The organism is Limnohabitans parvus II-B4, from assembly GCF_003063455.1.
GTDB lineage: Bacteria > Pseudomonadota > Gammaproteobacteria > Burkholderiales > Burkholderiaceae_C > Limnohabitans_A > Limnohabitans_A parvus.
The window spans coordinates 235,336-250,594 of sequence record NZ_NESN01000002.1; the positions used below are offsets into that span (position 1 = coordinate 235,336).

Here is a 15,259-nt window from a genome sequence, read left to right on the forward strand (position 1 = left end):
TTTAGAACTGCAGACCTGCTTCACGGGCTGCTTCGGCCAAAGCCTTGACACGACCGTGGTAAGCGAAACCTGCGCGGTCGAAGGCGACCTTCTCAACGCCAGCAGCTTTTGCTTTTTCAGCAATGCGCTTGCCAATGACGGCGGCAGCAGCGGCATTGCCGCCTTTGCCTGTAGCGCCCAAAGCCGTGCGCACTTCGGCTTCGGCAGTGGATGCACTGGCCAACACTTTGGTACCGCAGCCAGAGATAACGCTGGCGTAGATATGCAGGTTGGTGCGGTTCACGGTCAAACGGGCTACGCCTTGCTGTGCAATGCGGATGCGTGTTTGACGTGCACGACGGAGACGCTGCTCTTTCTTGGTCAACATGATGCAGCTCCTTATTTCTTCTTAGTCTCTTTGATCGTGATCTTCTCATCCGAATAACGGATGCCCTTGCCTTTGTAAGGCTCAGGAGGACGAACAGCACGGATCTCAGCAGCAATTTGGCCAACACGTTGCCGGTCGGCACCCTTGATCACGATTTCAGTCGCGGTTGGGGTGGCCACCGTGATGCCAGCAGGCATATCGATGTTGACAGGATGTGAGTAACCAACAGCCAGGTTCAATTTGGCGCCAGAGGCAGCCGCCTTGTAACCCACACCGACCAGGTTCAGCTTCTTCTCAAAGCCTTTGGTCACGCCAGTCACCATGTTGTTCACCAGCTGACGCAAGGTGCCACTCATGGCATTGGCTTCACGCGAATCATTGGCAGGGGCAAAGCTCAGCTTGCCACCTTCGTTGCTCACGGTCACCAGCATGTTGGATGCGATGGCCAATTGACCACCGGCGCCCTTCACACTGATTTGATCTTGTTTGATCGACACATCCACACCAGCGGGGATGGTCACAGGCATTTTTCCTACGCGGGACATTCTTTTTCTCCCTTTAAGCGACGTAGCACAGCACTTCGCCGCCGACGCCGGCTGCACGTGCTTTGCGATCAGTCATCACACCCTGAGGCGTGGTGACGATGGCCACGCCCAAGCCGTTTTGGACTTGAGGAATAGCATCACGGCCTTTGTACACACGCAGGCCAGGACGGCTCACGCGCTCAATACGCTCGATGACCGGACGGCCAGCGTAGTACTTCAGGGCGATTTCGAGGGTGGCTTTGCCATCTTCGGTTTTGACTTGGAAGCCATCAATGTAGCCTTCATCTTTCAGCACTTGGGCGATGGCGACCTTCACTTTGGAAGATGGAACCAACACGTTGGCTTTTGACACCATTTGTGCGTTACGGATGCGGGTCAACAGATCGGCAATAGGATCACTCATGCTCATGTTGTTATCTCCTGCCGATTACCAGCTGGCCTTGGTCACGCCCGGAATGTTGCCTGCGAAGGCTAATTCACGGATCTTGGCGCGGCCCAGACCAAATTGACGGAACGTACCGCGTGGGCGACCGGTGATTTCACAGCGGTTGCGTTGGCGGGTCGGGTTGGCGTTGCGCGGGAGCTTTTGCAGACCCAGACGGGCGGCTGCACGCTCTTCATCGCTGCGCTTGGCATCGTTGGCGATGGCTTTCAATTCCGCGTATTTTTTCGCGTACTTTGCTGCCAGTTTTTCACGCTTGAGCTCACGCTCGATCAAAGCTACTTTAGCCACGTGACACCTCAGTTCTTGAAGGGGAAGCGGAAAGCTGTCAAGAGCGCTTTGCACTCTTCATCAGACTTGGCCGTTGTGGTGATGCTGATGTTGAGACCGCGCAAGGCATCAACCTTGTCGTACTCAATCTCAGGGAAAATGATCTGCTCTTTAACGCCGATGTTGTAGTTGCCACGGCCATCAAATGCGCGACCAGAGATACCACGGAAGTCACGAACGCGAGGCAAAGCCACGGTCACGAAACGGTCCAGGAATTCATACATCTGAACGCCACGCAATGTCACCATGCAACCGATAGGCTGTTGCTCACGGATCTTGAAACCGGCAATGGCTTTCTTGGCCTTGGTCACCACAGGCTTCTGGCCTGCGATTTTGGTCAAGTCGCTCACAGCGTGGTCCATGACTTTTTTGTCAGCCACCGCTTCAGACACACCCATATTCAAGGTGATCTTGGTGATGCGAGGAACCTGCATAGGCGACTTGTAGCCAAATTTGGCTGTCAATTCGGCAGCGATTTTCTCGCGGAAGATTTGTTGCAAACGTGCCATGCTCATGCCACCTTGATTTCTTCGCCGCTCGACTTGTAAACGCGAACGCGTTTGCCGTCAGCTTGCAGCTTGATGCCCACGCGATCAGCCTTGCCTGTTGCGACGTTGAAAATCGCCACATTGGATTGGTGAATCGGCATGGCCTTTTCGATGATGCCGCCAGTTGTGCCCTTCATAGGGTTTGGCTTGGCGTGCTTCTTAACGAGGTTCACACCTTCAATCACGAGGTGTGAATCGCTGGCGCGCAACGACACTGTGCCGCGCTTGCCTTTGTCACGACCTGTGATGACGATGATCTCGTCGCCTTTGCGAATCTTGTTCATGGCGCGTCCTTACAGTACTTCAGGAGCCAGGGACACGATCTTCATGAACTTCTCGGTACGCAGTTCACGCGTGACCGGGCCGAAGATGCGGGTGCCGATAGGCTCCAACTTGGCATTCAGCAACACAGCAGCATTGCCATCGAATTTGATGAGGGAGCCATCGCCACGGCGGATGCCCTTGGCCGTACGAACCACCACAGCACTGTAGATCTCGCCTTTTTTGACGCGACCACGTGGAGCGGCTTCTTTGATGCTCACTTTGATGATGTCGCCAACACTTGCATAGCGACGCTTAGACCCGCCGAGCACCTTAATGCACAGCACGGACTTGGCGCCGGTGTTGTCGGCCACATCCAACCGAGATTCTGTCTGGATCATTTCTTTATTCCCAACTTGTATTTCTTGCCAGCCAGCCTTACAGCCAACCAACAGAAATCAGTCTTGGACCCGTCATTCACACCGCGAACCACTCGCAGCGCTTCTGTTTGGGCAGATACTTACGCCTTTTGCAAAGCGAAGCCCTCGATTATGTCTGAAAAAATCAAGGGATGCAACGTCTTTTGAAAATAATTTCCCATGACCCACCCAGTTCCCGCGCCTTTGGCGTGTGCAAAGGGGGCATTTCGGGCGGCCACAGCCATTTAGCCGGACTCACGGACACCGCGCATAGTCCTCAGCCAAAGCCTCAAATGCAGCCAAACCGGGGTCAATGCCCAATTCTTCTTGCAGAATCTGCGCGACTCTGGGTGCTAGGGCTTTGGCCAGTGCAGCATCCAGGAACAGGCACCTGGAGCGCCTGGCCAAGACATCCTCGACACTCCTCGCGTATTCATAACGCGCCGCGAACCGAACCATGCCCTCCGTCAAACCCGGTGCCAACGAGGTTTCACCACCGGGCAAGGCAGTGACCCACCCCTGCTCTGTTCCATATAGATGTAAACCTGCCGAACGGGCCAAAGCTACGCCAAGACCATCTGCTCGGGGGGCCCCAACCAATTGGTCGGCAGCGGCCATCACGCGGACAGGCATTTTCAGACCCGCCTGACGTCGAGCTTGGCGCAGCACATCCTCTGCCATGGCATGGTATGTGGTCCATTTGCCACCGGTCACCGACACCAGGCCCGTAGGGGAAACCTCCACATGATGCTCACGGCTGATGCTTTGGGTTGCCCCCGCAGATGCGGCCACAGTCGCTTCGGCCTTGACCAAGGGGCGCAGCCCAGCCCATGCACTCAATACATCCTCCCGTCGGGGGGCTTTTTGCAAATACCGACCCGCTTCGTTCAGGATCAGATCGACCTCTTCGCTGACCGGGCGGGGTTCTTGGGGGGCATCTTCGCGCGCCGTATCGGTTGTACCCAACAGCACTTTGCCCATCCAGGGTACCGCAAACAACACCCGACCATCGGCTGTTTTAGGCACAAGCAAAGCCTTTTCACCAGGCCAAAACGATGCATCGACCACCAAATGCACCCCTTGACTGGGAGCCACCAGATCGGGCAAGACCTGCCCACGCTGACGGCCATCTGCCAAACGCAAGCCATCGACCCACACCCCGGTGGCATTGACCACGCATTGGGCTCTGACATCGAACTCGGCACCTTGTTCTGCATCTTTCGCTCGCACCCCCACGACACGCCCATCTTCATACATGAGGCTTTGTACGGCCACATGGTTGATCACGCACGCGCCCTCTCGGGCTGCGGTGCGAGCCAAAGCGACAGCCAGACGGGCATCGTCAAACTGCCCATCCCAATACTGCACGCCGCCGCGCAAACCGTCGGTGCGAACACCCGCAATAACAGCCTGCGTCGCCTGGGCATCCAAAAATTCAGTCTTGCCCAAACTGGCCGAAGCGGCCAACCACTCGTACAGCTTAAGCCCCATCCCATAAAACGCCTGCTCTCCAAAGCGGTAGGTGGGCATCACAAAGGCCAAGGGTTGCGCCAGATGGGGCGCACGTTCGAGTAAAGCCCGACGCTCATGCAGCGCCTCGCGCACCAAAGGCCAATGGCCTTGCGCCAGGTAACGCACCCCGCCGTGCACCAATTTGGTAGACCGGGATGACGTGCCTTGCGCCAAATCCTGCGCCTCCAATAACGCCACGGTCAGCCCTTCACTGGCCGCTTGCAGCGCAACGCCCAAGCCAGTCGCCCCACCGCCGACCACCACCAAATCCCAAATCACGGGCGCTTGCAAACGGGTCAGTAAATCCTCCCGCAGGCTTTGCAACGGGGCGGTCAACGCGTCTCGGTCTTTGTTCACCACATCAATCCTTGGCCCAAGCGCGAGAACGAGCCACCGCCTCACGCCAACGTTGTGTCATTTGCTGCCGTTGCTCGTCACCCCATTCGGGCTCGAAACGGCGATCTTCTTGCCATTGCGTCGAAATCTCCTGAGCATCCGCCCAATAACCCGTCGCCAACCCTGCCAAATAGGCAGCGCCCAGCGCCGTGGTCTCAGTCACCCGACTGCGAACGACAGAGACACCCAGAACGTTGGCCTGAATTTGCATCAGCAAGTCATTGCGGGATGCCCCCCCATCCACCCGCAACTCTGTCAGCGCCAAGCCGCTGTCCGCGGCCATGGCTGAAAACACATCGGCCGTTTGCAAGGCAATGGCCTCCAAGGCGGCCCTGGCGATATGGGCACACCGTGTGCCACGGGTCATGCCCACCAAGGTGCCGCGCGCCTGCCCATCCCAGTCGGGTGCTCCCAAGCCCGCAAAGGCGGGGACCAGAAAAACATCACCCGTATCGGGTACGCTGGCCGCCAGCGCCTCCACCTCTGGCGCGCTCTGAATGATCTGCAAGCCATCGCGCAGCCATTGCACCGTGGCACCCGCCATGAACACCGAGCCTTCCAGCGCATACGCCATAGGGCGAGCGGCATTGACAGGCCCGCGCCAAGCCACGGTGCTGAGCAACTGATGGCGACTCGCCACAGGCCGATCCCCCGTGTTCATCAGCATGAAGCACCCTGTGCCATATGTATTCTTGGCCATGCCGGGCTCAAAGCAGGCCTGACCGAACAAGGCGGCTTGCTGATCGCCCGCCCAACCTGCGATCGGAACAGCTTGGCCCAATAAATACGGTTCGGTTTCGGCCACGATGCCGCAGGAAGGCAACACCTGCGGCAACACAGACGCGGGAATGTTCAGCAAGGCCAATAAGTCGTTGTCCCAGCCCCCGGTTTTCAAGTTGAACAGCAGTGTGCGAGAGGCGTTGCTCGCATCCGTCGCGTGCACACGTCCCCCGGTGAGCTGCCAAACCAGCCAGCTGTCCACCGTGCCGAAGGCCAGCTCGCCACGCTCTGCGCGAGCGCGGACGCCCGGCACATGATCCAACAGCCAGGCCAGCTTGGTGCCCGAAAAATAAGCATCCAGCACCAAGCCCGTCTTGCGCGCTATCGCGCCCGCATGCCCCGCCGCCCGCAAGGTCTCGCAATACGCCACTGTCCTGCGGTCTTGCCAGACGATAGCTGGCGCAACGGGCTCACCCGTCCGGCGATCCCAAAGCACCGTTGTCTCTCGCTGGTTGGTGATGCCCATCGCACGCAACTGAGCCGCCCCAATACCGGCCTGCGCCATGACGTCCTGCATGACGGCCAACTGCGTTTGCCAGATCTCGCGCGCGTCATGCTCCACCCAGCCCGGACGGGGAAAATGCTGAGCAAACTCGCGTTGAGCGATCGCCACGGCCTGTCCCGAGTGGTCAAACACCACCGCGCGCGAACTGGTCGTGCCCTGGTCCAAAGAAAGGATGTATTCCATGGCGCAGAGACTAACGCAAACTGCGGCTCACAAACAGCGACAATGCTCCGATTGAGCCCACTTCACAGACACACCTGAGACACCCGTCATGACCACGCCCTCACAACACATCGCCTTCATCGGCGGCGGCAACATGGCCAGCGCCATCATCGGCGGACTGATCCGCCAAGGCATGAAGCCTGACCAAATCACTGTGGTCGAACCCTTTGCTGAAACAGCCGCCAAATTGCACCAAAATTTCGGCATCACCGCCTTGCCCACGGCCAGTGCAGAACTGCTTCAAGCCACCTTGGTGGTCTGGGCGGTCAAACCCCAGATTTTCAGTCAGGCGGCTGAGCCTGTCATGTCGCACACCCGAGGTGCACTGCACCTGTCCGTGGCCGCAGGCATCCGCACCGACAGCATTTGTCGCTGGGTGGGCACCGAGCGCGTGGTGCGCTGCATGCCCAACACACCCGCCTTGGTGGGCCAAGGCATCACCGGCTTGTTCCCATGCCCCTTGGTCTCCGCTTCCGACAAAGCACTGGTCGAACAAGTCATTGGCACCACAGGGCAATATGTGTGGGTCGACCAAGAGTCCAAACTGGATGCTGTGACCGCCTTGTCGGGCTCTGGCCCTGCCTATGTGTTTTATTTCCTTGAAGCCATGACCCAAGCAGGCGTGGGCATGGGGCTGAGCGCCGAGCAAGCCTACCAACTGGCTGTGGCCACTTTTTCGGGCGCATCGTCATTGGCTGCGGCATCGACCGAATCCCCCGAAGTGCTGCGCCAGCGGGTCACCTCCAAAGGCGGCACCACCTATGCGGCCATCACATCCTTGGATGACGCGGGTGTGAAAGCCTCGTTTGTGAAAGCCATGCAAGCGGCCGAAGTGCGGGCCCGCGAGCTGGGTGACGAATTCGGCAAGGCCTGAAAACGCTGAGCTCAGACCAAGCGGTCACTCCACACCACCGCCGCAAACACGCTCAATCCCAGCCAGTGGTTCAATCGAAATGCCTTGAAGCAGCCTTCGCGGCTGCGCTGGCGTATCAGAAAATAATGCCAGACTACCTGGCCAGCAGAAACGGTCCAAGCCAGCCAAAACCACAGACCTTGCAGGGGGGCATGGAGCAGCCACGCCCAGATCAAGAGGTAGGCTGCATAAAAACCCATGATGGCGGGGACATCGTTGTCACCCAACGTGATGGCCGAGGTCTTCATGCCGATTTTGAGGTCGTCATCGCGGTCGACCATGGCGTATTCGGTGTCATAAGCCAACACCCAAAACAGGTTGCCCAACAAAAGCGCCCAAGCCAACAGCGGCACCTGGCCTTGAACAGCGGCAAACGCCATCGGAATGCCAAAGCTGAACGCCACACCCAACACCGCCTGCGGCATGGACACAAAGCGTTTGGCATAGGGGTACATCACCGTCACAGCCAGCGCCGCGAACGACCAGCGGATGGTCGCCTCGTTGGTCGTCAGCACCAAGCCAAACGCGCACAACGCCAGCACCGCCCCTACACCCAAAGCTTCTTTGGTACCAATGCGCCCGCTGGTCACCGGGCGGTTGGCCGTGCGTTTGACATGCTTGTCAAAGTCACGGTCGGCCACATCGTTGATGCAACAACCCGCGCTGCGCATGAGGATGGTGCCCAAAGTGAACACCGCCATCAAATGCCAGCCGGGAAATCCGCCTGCGGCTACCCACAAAGCCGCCAAAGACGGCCACAGTAAAAGCAACCAACCTGCAGGCCGGTTCCAGCGAATCAGATCCAGGTAGAGCTTGAGTTTGTCGGTCATGCGGGAATTATCTGTGCGAGTCGACCACTGAGCGTCATGGCCGTGCGCAACAACTGTCCAGGATCGCAGATGGATCCCGGGTCTTCGCCCGGGATGACATGCCACAAACACATGTAAGGCCTCAAGACAAGCGCGTCACACCGGGCAGCGGGCATGCATAGATGGCGTTGCGCACGGCGGCAATGGCTTCGTAGCGGGTGTAACTGCGACGCCAGGCCAGCACCACACGACGGGTGGGCGGCTTGCCACCTGCCGGGTCCACGATGGGCAGGTAACGCACGGGTGAATCGTGGTGCCCGCCTGAACGCTTGTGCACCGGCTTGAGCTCGGGCACAGACAGGCGCGGCACCAAGGTCACGCCCATGCCTGCCGCCACCATGTGCTTGATCGTCTCTAGGGACGAGCCCTCAAAGGTCTTGCGGATGCCATCGGTCTGGCTCGCATAGCGCGCAAATTCGGGGCACACCTCCAGCACATGGTCACGAAAGCAGTGCCCCGCACCCAGCAACAGCATGGTTTCGTTTTTCAACTGCTCAGGCGTGATGGATGCTTCCTGGGCCAAGGGGTGGTTCAAGGGCAAAGCCGCCATGAAGGTCTCGTCGTACAAAGGTGCCACGGCCAAACCCGACTCGGGAAACGGCTCCGCCAAAATGGCGCAATCGAGCTCGCCCGTGCGCAGCATTTCCAGCAATCGCACGGTGAAGTTTTCTTGCAGCATCAAAGGCATTTGCGGCATGTCCGTGATGATCTGGCGCACCAAATCGGGCAGCAGGTAAGGGCCAATCGTGTAGATCACGCCCAGCCGCATGGTGCCGGCCAAGGGGTCTTTGCCGCGCTTGGCAATTTCCTTGATCTCGCTGGCCTGCTCCAGCACGCTTTGCGCCTGGCGCACGATCTCTTCGCCCAGCGGGGTCACAGACACCTCGCTGGCGCTGCGCTCAAACAACTTGACCTCCAGCTCTTCTTCGAGCTTTTTGATGGCCAGCGACAAAGTGGGCTGCGACACAAAGCAAGCCTCGGCCGCCTTGCCAAAATGCTTTTCGCGGGCCACAGCCACGATGTATTTGAGTTCGGTCAGGGTCATGCGGCGTATTTGAACATCAAGCCTTCAGATACTCAGATTTCCCGCCCAACCAACGGCCAATGTGCCGCTCGGCCAAATACGGGTGCTGGTCCAGCATCTGTGGGGCCAGCGCACGCGCCCAGTCCAGCAAATGGCTGTCGGTTTCCAGATCGGCAAAGCGCAACAAGGGCGCGCCCGACTGGCGTGCCCCCAAAAACTCACCCGGCCCGCGAATCTCCAAATCTCGCCGGGCGATCTCGAAACCATCGTTGGTCTCGACCATCGCGCGCAAGCGCTCACGCGCAGTCTCGCTCAAGCGCCCGCCTTCGGGCGTGCCATACAGCAGCACACAAGCCGATGCCGCCGCACCCCGCCCCACCCGGCCGCGCAACTGGTGCAGCTGGCTCAGGCCAAAGCGCTCGGCGTGTTCGATCACCATCAGCGAGGCATTGGGCACATCCACCCCCACCTCGATCACCGTGGTGCTGACCAACACGCCCATTTGACCGGCGGTGAACAAGTCCATCACAGCCTTTTTTTCGGCCACCGGCATGCGCGAGTGCAGCAACCCCACCATCACGCCCGGTAACGCCTCACTCAGGTCGGCGTGGGTTTGCGTGGCGTTGGTCAGGTCCAGCGCTTCACTTTCTTCGATCAGCGGGCACACCCAGTACACCTGCCGCCCCTGTTGCAGCTGCGCCCCAATGCGCGCAACCACTTCGTCGCGGCGGTGATCGGAGACCACCCGCGTGACGATGGGCGTGCGCCCTGGGGGCAGCTCGTCGATGACCGACACATCCAAGTCGGCGTAATAGCTCATAGCGAGGGTGCGCGGAATGGGCGTGGCCGTCATCATCAGCATGTGCGGCTCCATGCCGCCTTCTTGCATCTTGCCGCGCAGAGCCAGGCGCTGCGCCACACCAAAGCGGTGTTGCTCGTCGATCACGGCCAGCGCCAAATTTTTGAACTTGACGTGCTCCTGAATCACCGCGTGGGTGCCCACCACCAGCGCGGCTTCGCCCGACTCGATCATCGCCAACATGGCCGCGCGTTCTTTCTTCTTTTGGCTGCCAATCAGCCAAGCGACCTTGACGCCCAAAGGCTCCAGCCAGCCCACCAGCTTGGCAAAGTGCTGGGTGGCCAAAATTTCAGTGGGGGCCATCAGGGCACATTGCCAACCGGCATCGACCGCCACCATGGCCGCCAGCGCCGCGACCACCGTTTTGCCCGCACCCACATCGCCTTGGAGCAATCGGTGCATGGGCACCTGGCGGGCCAGGTCCTGGGCGATCTCACGGCCCACACGCTGCTGGGCATTGGTCAGGCCAAAAGGCAATGCCTTGAGCAGCTGGCCATACAAACCTTGGGCTTTGTGCTTCAGGGCAGGGGCCCGCAACAAATCGCGCTCGCGCTTGGCGGTCAGTTGAGACAGCTGCTGCGCCAGCAACTCCTCGCATTTCAGGCGAATCCAGGCCGGGTGACTACGGTCTTCCAGCGAGGCCAACGACACATCGGGCGTAGGGTGGTGCAAGAACTGCAAGGCCTCGCGCAACGACCAGGCCCCACGCGGGTCTGGCCAGGGGATGCCGGGGGGCAGGGTCTCGCTCAGATCGGCATGGTTCAGGCCCGTGATGACTGCCCGGCGCAAATAGGCCTGGGCCAGTCCTGCGACGGTGGAGTAAACAGGTGTCAACGCTTCGGCCAGATTGCCGCCCGCCGCCTTGAACGTGGGGTGCATCATGGTCAAGCCCATGAAACCACCCTTGACCTCGCCCCGCGCCCGAATGCGGTTGCCCACCGCCAGCGCCTTCTGATGCGAGGGGTAAAAGCTGAAAAACCGCATCACGCAAGTGTCTGATCCGTCATCCACCGTCACCAGCAACTGGCGGCGCGGGCGCATCGTGATCTCACAAGCCGTCACGGTGGCCTCGATCTGCGCGGTGTCGCCCTCGCGCACATCGCGCAGCTTGACGATGCGGGTCTCGTCCTCGTAACGCAAAGGCAGGTGCAAAGCCAGATCGATGTCACGCACCAAGCCCAGCTTGATCAGCGCTTTTTGAGGCGCAGACAGCGTTTTGGCGGGGGTGGCAGCAGGCTTGGCGGGCATGGGGTGATTGTGCCGCGAAGCCAGGCCCATCGGTCACAGCTTTTCGGTCTCACCCACCTTGGGCTGCCACTTCATCAAACGCTTTTCGATGAGGCCCACCAAAGCGTCGATGGCCAGGGCAAAGACCGTCAGGACCAGGATGCCGGCCATGACGGTGTTGATGTCGAAACTGCCTTCGGCTTGCAAAATCAAGTAGCCAACGCCTTGGCTGGAGCCCAGATACTCGCCCACCACGGCGCCCACAAAGGCCAGGCCCACCGAGGTGTGCAGCGAGCTGAACACCCAGCTGGTGGCACTGGGCAGGTAAACGTGGCGCAGCAACTGGCGCTGGCTGGCGCCCAACATGCGGGCATTGGCCAGGACCACGGGGCTGACCTCCTTGACACCTTGGTACACGTTGAAGAAGACGATGAAAAACACCAGCGTCACGCCCAGCGCCACTTTGGAGCCGATGCCCAAGCCAAACCACACCGAGAAAATCGGCGCCAAGATGATGCGGGGCATGGCGTTCAGCGCCTTGATGTAGGGCTCCAAAATGGCCGAGGCCATGGGCGAGAGTGCCAGCCACAAGCCGCCCAACAGCCCCGTGCTCGCGCCAATGGCAAACGCCAGCAGGGTCTCGATCAGGGTGATGCCCAGATGCTGGTAGATGTTGGCATCGCCCACAAACCAGGCCCAGATGCGCTCAAATATCTGCACCGGCTCGCCAAAGAAAAACGCCGCTTGCCGGTCGTTGTCGAACATGAAGGGAGGGACCAGCCCCGGCTGCGTCAGCACATGCCAGACCACAAACAAGAGCACCAGCAAACCCAACTGCCACAGACGCAATGTGGCTTTGCGGGGTTTGATCAGGTTCCAAACAGTGGTCATCATGGGGGGCACTCAGATCGCTTTTTGCAGTTGTTGTTGGTAGCCCTTGAGCACTTCTTCGCGCAGCACCGCCCAGATGGCCTGGTGCAGTTCCATGAAGCGGGGTGTCATTTTGATTTCGGCCACATCGCGCGGGCGCGGCAAATCGATGGTGAATTCGCCAATCGGGTGCGACGCGGGCCCCGCACTCAAGATCACCACACGGTCGCTCATGGCAATGGCTTCGTCCAGATCGTGCGTGATGAACAGCACCGACTTCTTTTTGGACTGCCACAGCGCCAGCAACTCGTTTTCCATCAGCTGGCGGGTTTGGATGTCGAGCGCAGAAAAGGGCTCGTCCATCAAGATGATGTCCGGGTCCATCACCAGGGTCTGCGCCAGGCTCGCGCGCTTGCGCATGCCGCCGCTCATTTGGTGCGGGTAACGGTCGCCAAAACCGCCCAGACCCACACGACGCAGCCAGTCTTCGGCCTGCGCTTGTGCGGTGCTTTTGTCCACACCGCGAAACGTCAGACCCGCCATCACGTTTTGCACAGCGGTGCGCCAAGGCATCAGGCTTTCGGCCTGGAACATGTAGCCCGCTCGGGCATTCACACCTGTCAAGGGTTCGCCATAAATGTGCACCGAGCCTTGGCTTGGCTGCAACAAACCGGCCGCCATGTTGAGCAAGGTGCTCTTGCCGCAACCGGTGGGGCCCACCACGCTGACGAACTCGCCATCGGCCACCGTAAGCGACACGTTTTGCACAGCGGTGTAGCGCTGCCCCGGCGCATCGGGGCTGACAAAGGTGCAGGCCACGCCCTGCAGCGCGATCGATGCCAGGTTCACATCAGCCCCTGGGGTATTTGGCGTTGGCTTTTTTCACGAAGTCGTTGGTGTAGACCGCGTTCAGGTTCAACTTGGCGGCGGCCAGTTTGTCGTCCACACTGGCCAGCGCCCTGAAGGCGGTCTCTGCGCCCTTGGCCGGGAAGCTGCCGTCCACCGACATGGCTTGCTTGGCGGCCAAGAAACCGTCGATGTACACCGCCCGGTCGCCCAGTAAATAGCTCTCGGGCACGGCCTTGATGATGTCTCCGCCCCCGGCTTGCTGAATCCATTTGTTGGCGCGAACCATGGCATTGGCCAGCGCTTGCGCGGTGTGAGGGTGTTTGTCCAGGAAAGGCTGGGGGGCATACAGGCACCCGGCAGGCATGGGCCCGCCAAACACCTTTTCGGCCTCGGCCATGTTGCGCGTGTCGGTGACGATTCTCATGTCGCCCGAACGGGTCAAGAGGGTGATGACCGGGTCCAGATTGCTCATGGCATCGATCTGCCCGGCACGCATGGCGGCCACGGCGCCGCTGCCCGCCCCCACGCCCACAAAGCTCACATCACTGGGCTTGAGGCCCGCCTTGGCCAACACGAAATTGGCCAGCACATTGGTGGAGCTGCCTGGCGCTGTCACGCCGATTTTCTTGCCCTTCAAATCTGCCACCGATTTGAAGTTGGGCAGGGTCTTGGGATTCACACCCAGCACGATCTGGGGCGCCGCGCCTTGCAACACAAAGGCCCGCATGGGCTGGCCCTTGAACTGCATGTTGATGGTGTGCTCAAACGCGCCCGACACCACGTCGGCACTGCCGCCCACCACCGCCTGCAAGGCACGCGAGCCGCCCGCGAAGTCCACGATGGTCACGTCCAAGCCTTCGGCCTTGAAGTAGCCCAGCTGCTCGGCAATGGTCAAGGGCAGGTAATAAAACAGGTTCTTGCCGCCCACGGCAATGGTGAGCTTGGTCTTTTCAAGCGCTTGCGCTTGGGCCAGCTGGGGCAAAGCGGCGGCAGCCATGCTGCCGACGATGAAGTCACGGCGGGTGAAGGTCATTGTTTTTGTCTCCTGATGGGGTGCTGCTAATGCACTGAATTATTGCGCATGCAGTCTAATCCATGACCCCGAGCATTCCCTTGCCCAGTGACGCGATTGAAACAGGCCAAACGCCCCTTTGAACGTGCGAAAATCATGCCCTTCTTCAACTTCGAACGGGCCTGTCCGGCCCTGAAGCATGACTGCCTCTGTTTCATCCCTCCGCGAATTCACCCTCAGTGACTTCGACTTCGAACTCCCCACCGAACTGATTGCCCAACACCCTGCCACCGAGCGCAGCAGCTCGCGTTTGCTGGATGGCTCAGCAGCCACCGTGGTGGACCGCATCTTTCATGAACTGCCCAGCCTGCTGCAAGCGGGCGATTTGCTGGTCTTCAACGACACCAAAGTGGTCAAGGCCCGTATCTTTGGCGAGAAGGCCTCGGGCGGCAAACTGGAGCTGCTGATCGAGCGCGTCTTGCCCGGTCATCAGGTCGTGGCGCACATGAAGGTCAGCAAAAAGCCTTTGGTGGGTGGCAAGATGTTCATGGCGGGCGGTGCCCGCAACGGTGGCTTTGATGCCGTTTTGCTGGGTCGCTGGCCCGATGAAAAAGGTCAACTTTTCCATTTGCAGCTGAGCGACGAGCCACACGCCTTGATGGAAAAGCACGGCGTGGTGCCCCTGCCCCCTTACATCGAACGCCCAGCAGGCGCCATCGAACACCAAGACACCGAAGAAGACGCCCGACGTTACCAAACCGTTTTTGCGCGTGCACCGGGGGCTGTGGCCGCACCGACAGCCGCGTTGCACTTTGACGAAGCGCTGTTGGCCCAACTGGAGGCCCGGGGCGTGCAACGCGCCAGCGTGACGCTGCATGTGGGCGCGGGCACTTTTCAGCCGGTCAAGACCGAAAACATTGCGGACCACACCATGCACCGCGAGTGGTATGAAGTGCCCGAAGCCACGCAACAAGCCATCGCCGACTGCAAAGCCAGAGGCGGTCAAGTGGTGGCCGTGGGCACGACCACTGTGCGCACGTTGGAGTCGTGGGCCAAATTTAGCCAAGCCAGCGGCGACACGCAAATCTTCATCACACCGGGTTTTGAGTTTCATTTGGTGGATCGGCTCATCACCAACTTTCACTTGCCCAAAAGCACCCTGATGATGCTGGTGAGTGCGTTTGCAGGCTACGAACACATCATGGGCCTGTATCGGCACGCGATTGCGAACCAATACCGCTTCTTCAGCTATGGCGATGCGATGCTGCTGACACGCACCCAGCCACGCTGAACCCCAACCACCCTGCCT

17 protein-coding genes are annotated in these 15,259 nt (G+C 59.9%); 2 read left to right on the top strand and 15 right to left on the bottom strand.

Going from position 1 to position 15,259, the window contains the following annotated elements; translation table 11 throughout:
- Nucleotide 1: 1 nt before the first annotated feature.
- From rplR to glpK, 9 genes are all read right to left on the bottom strand, one after another.
- The gene (rplR, locus tag B9Z37_RS05750) at nucleotides 2-367 is read right to left on the bottom strand and encodes a 50S ribosomal protein L18 (protein WP_019429273.1); all 366 of its coding nucleotides are present in this window, start codon (nucleotides 365-367) and stop codon (nucleotides 2-4) included.
- An 11-nt stretch (nucleotides 368-378) separates the two neighbouring features.
- Entirely contained in the window at nucleotides 379-912 is a 534-nt protein-coding gene (rplF, locus tag B9Z37_RS05755; RefSeq protein WP_026036520.1) for a 50S ribosomal protein L6, read from the bottom strand.
- Nucleotides 913-925: 13 nt separating this feature from the next.
- On the bottom strand, nucleotides 926-1,321 hold the full coding sequence (rpsH, locus tag B9Z37_RS05760) for a 30S ribosomal protein S8 (RefSeq protein ID WP_108285857.1): 396 nt from the start codon (nucleotides 1,319-1,321) through the stop codon (nucleotides 926-928).
- Nucleotides 1,322-1,339: 18 nt separating this feature from the next.
- The gene (gene rpsN, locus B9Z37_RS05765; RefSeq protein WP_090044604.1) at nucleotides 1,340-1,645 is read right to left on the bottom strand and encodes a 30S ribosomal protein S14; all 306 of its coding nucleotides are present in this window, start codon (nucleotides 1,643-1,645) and stop codon (nucleotides 1,340-1,342) included.
- 8 nt (nucleotides 1,646-1,653) lie between these two features.
- Nucleotides 1,654-2,193 (bottom strand): 50S ribosomal protein L5, encoded by a 540-nt coding sequence (gene rplE / locus B9Z37_RS05770; RefSeq protein ID WP_100174273.1) that lies wholly within the window; start codon nucleotides 2,191-2,193, stop codon nucleotides 1,654-1,656.
- A 2-nt stretch (nucleotides 2,194-2,195) separates the two neighbouring features.
- On the bottom strand, nucleotides 2,196-2,516 hold the full coding sequence (rplX, locus tag B9Z37_RS05775) for a 50S ribosomal protein L24 (RefSeq protein ID WP_108312076.1): 321 nt from the start codon (nucleotides 2,514-2,516) through the stop codon (nucleotides 2,196-2,198).
- Between the two features lie 9 nt (nucleotides 2,517-2,525).
- Nucleotides 2,526-2,894 carry a 50S ribosomal protein L14 gene (gene rplN, locus B9Z37_RS05780; protein WP_019427444.1) on the bottom strand — a complete coding sequence of 123 codons (369 nt, stop codon included), beginning with the start codon at nucleotides 2,892-2,894 and terminating at the stop codon, nucleotides 2,526-2,528.
- Between the two features lie 273 nt (nucleotides 2,895-3,167).
- Nucleotides 3,168-4,781 carry a glycerol-3-phosphate dehydrogenase/oxidase gene (locus B9Z37_RS05785; RefSeq protein ID WP_205872550.1) on the bottom strand — a complete coding sequence of 538 codons (1,614 nt, stop codon included), beginning with the start codon at nucleotides 4,779-4,781 and terminating at the stop codon, nucleotides 3,168-3,170.
- A gap of 4 nt (nucleotides 4,782-4,785) precedes the next feature.
- Nucleotides 4,786-6,288 (bottom strand): glycerol kinase GlpK, encoded by a 1,503-nt coding sequence (gene glpK, locus B9Z37_RS05790; RefSeq protein WP_108312077.1) that lies wholly within the window; start codon nucleotides 6,286-6,288, stop codon nucleotides 4,786-4,788.
- Nucleotides 6,289-6,376: 88 nt separating this feature from the next.
- Between glpK and proC the strand changes: the two genes are divergently transcribed.
- The gene (gene proC, locus B9Z37_RS05795) at nucleotides 6,377-7,201 is read left to right on the top strand and encodes a pyrroline-5-carboxylate reductase (RefSeq protein ID WP_108312078.1); all 825 of its coding nucleotides are present in this window, start codon (nucleotides 6,377-6,379) and stop codon (nucleotides 7,199-7,201) included.
- 11 nt (nucleotides 7,202-7,212) lie between these two features.
- On the opposite strand, the gene ubiA is transcribed toward proC, so the two are convergent.
- The 6 genes from ubiA to B9Z37_RS05825 form a co-directional block, all read right to left on the bottom strand.
- Nucleotides 7,213-8,070: a 4-hydroxybenzoate octaprenyltransferase gene (ubiA, locus tag B9Z37_RS05800; RefSeq protein ID WP_108312079.1), complete on the bottom strand. Its 858-nt coding sequence runs from the start codon at nucleotides 8,068-8,070 to the stop codon at nucleotides 7,213-7,215.
- 121 nt (nucleotides 8,071-8,191) lie between these two features.
- Nucleotides 8,192-9,154, bottom strand: a complete 963-nt coding sequence (locus B9Z37_RS05805) for a LysR substrate-binding domain-containing protein (RefSeq protein ID WP_108312080.1) — start codon at nucleotides 9,152-9,154, stop codon at nucleotides 8,192-8,194.
- A gap of 16 nt (nucleotides 9,155-9,170) precedes the next feature.
- Nucleotides 9,171-11,240: an ATP-dependent DNA helicase RecG gene (gene recG / locus B9Z37_RS05810; protein ID WP_205872551.1), complete on the bottom strand. Its 2,070-nt coding sequence runs from the start codon at nucleotides 11,238-11,240 to the stop codon at nucleotides 9,171-9,173.
- A gap of 33 nt (nucleotides 11,241-11,273) precedes the next feature.
- Nucleotides 11,274-12,110: an ABC transporter permease gene (locus B9Z37_RS05815; RefSeq protein ID WP_108312535.1), complete on the bottom strand. Its 837-nt coding sequence runs from the start codon at nucleotides 12,108-12,110 to the stop codon at nucleotides 11,274-11,276.
- A gap of 12 nt (nucleotides 12,111-12,122) precedes the next feature.
- Nucleotides 12,123-12,938, bottom strand: a complete 816-nt coding sequence (locus B9Z37_RS05820) for an ABC transporter ATP-binding protein (protein ID WP_108312082.1) — start codon at nucleotides 12,936-12,938, stop codon at nucleotides 12,123-12,125.
- A gap of 1 nt (nucleotide 12,939) precedes the next feature.
- Nucleotides 12,940-13,935 carry an ABC transporter substrate-binding protein gene (locus B9Z37_RS05825; RefSeq protein WP_240606660.1) on the bottom strand — a complete coding sequence of 332 codons (996 nt, stop codon included), beginning with the start codon at nucleotides 13,933-13,935 and terminating at the stop codon, nucleotides 12,940-12,942.
- Between the two features lie 214 nt (nucleotides 13,936-14,149).
- Between B9Z37_RS05825 and queA the strand changes: the two genes are divergently transcribed.
- Complete coding sequence (gene queA, locus B9Z37_RS05830) at nucleotides 14,150-15,241, top strand: tRNA preQ1(34) S-adenosylmethionine ribosyltransferase-isomerase QueA (RefSeq protein WP_108312084.1); 1,092 nt, start codon at nucleotides 14,150-14,152, stop codon at nucleotides 15,239-15,241.
- The last annotated feature ends 18 nt before the right edge of the window (nucleotides 15,242-15,259 follow it).

Bases quoted from the DNA above. Each gene is read 5' to 3' on its own strand.
- ubiA (WP_108312079.1), bottom strand. From the start codon at position 8,070: ATGACCGACAAACTCAAGCTCTACCTGGATCTGATTCGCTGGAACCGG.
- recG (WP_205872551.1), bottom strand. From the start codon at position 11,240: ATGCCCGCCAAGCCTGCTGCCACCCCCGCCAAAACGCTGTCTGCGCCT.
- rplF (WP_026036520.1), bottom strand. From the start codon at position 912: ATGTCCCGCGTAGGAAAAATGCCTGTGACCATCCCCGCTGGTGTGGAT.
- rplR (WP_019429273.1), bottom strand. From the start codon at position 367: ATGTTGACCAAGAAAGAGCAGCGTCTCCGTCGTGCACGTCAAACACGC.
- B9Z37_RS05815 (WP_108312535.1), bottom strand. From the start codon at position 12,110: ATGACCACTGTTTGGAACCTGATCAAACCCCGCAAAGCCACATTGCGT.
- B9Z37_RS05825 (WP_240606660.1), bottom strand. From the start codon at position 13,935: ATGGCTGCCGCCGCTTTGCCCCAGCTGGCCCAAGCGCAAGCGCTTGAA.
- B9Z37_RS05805 (WP_108312080.1), bottom strand. From the start codon at position 9,154: ATGACCCTGACCGAACTCAAATACATCGTGGCTGTGGCCCGCGAAAAG.
- queA (WP_108312084.1), top strand. From the start codon at position 14,150: ATGACTGCCTCTGTTTCATCCCTCCGCGAATTCACCCTCAGTGACTTC.
- rplX (WP_108312076.1), bottom strand. From the start codon at position 2,516: ATGAACAAGATTCGCAAAGGCGACGAGATCATCGTCATCACAGGTCGT.
- rpsH (WP_108285857.1), bottom strand. From the start codon at position 1,321: ATGAGCATGAGTGATCCTATTGCCGATCTGTTGACCCGCATCCGTAAC.
- rplE (WP_100174273.1), bottom strand. From the start codon at position 2,193: ATGGCACGTTTGCAACAAATCTTCCGCGAGAAAATCGCTGCCGAATTG.
- glpK (WP_108312077.1), bottom strand. From the start codon at position 6,288: ATGGAATACATCCTTTCTTTGGACCAGGGCACGACCAGTTCGCGCGCG.
- proC (WP_108312078.1), top strand. From the start codon at position 6,377: ATGACCACGCCCTCACAACACATCGCCTTCATCGGCGGCGGCAACATG.
- rplN (WP_019427444.1), bottom strand. From the start codon at position 2,894: ATGATCCAGACAGAATCTCGGTTGGATGTGGCCGACAACACCGGCGCC.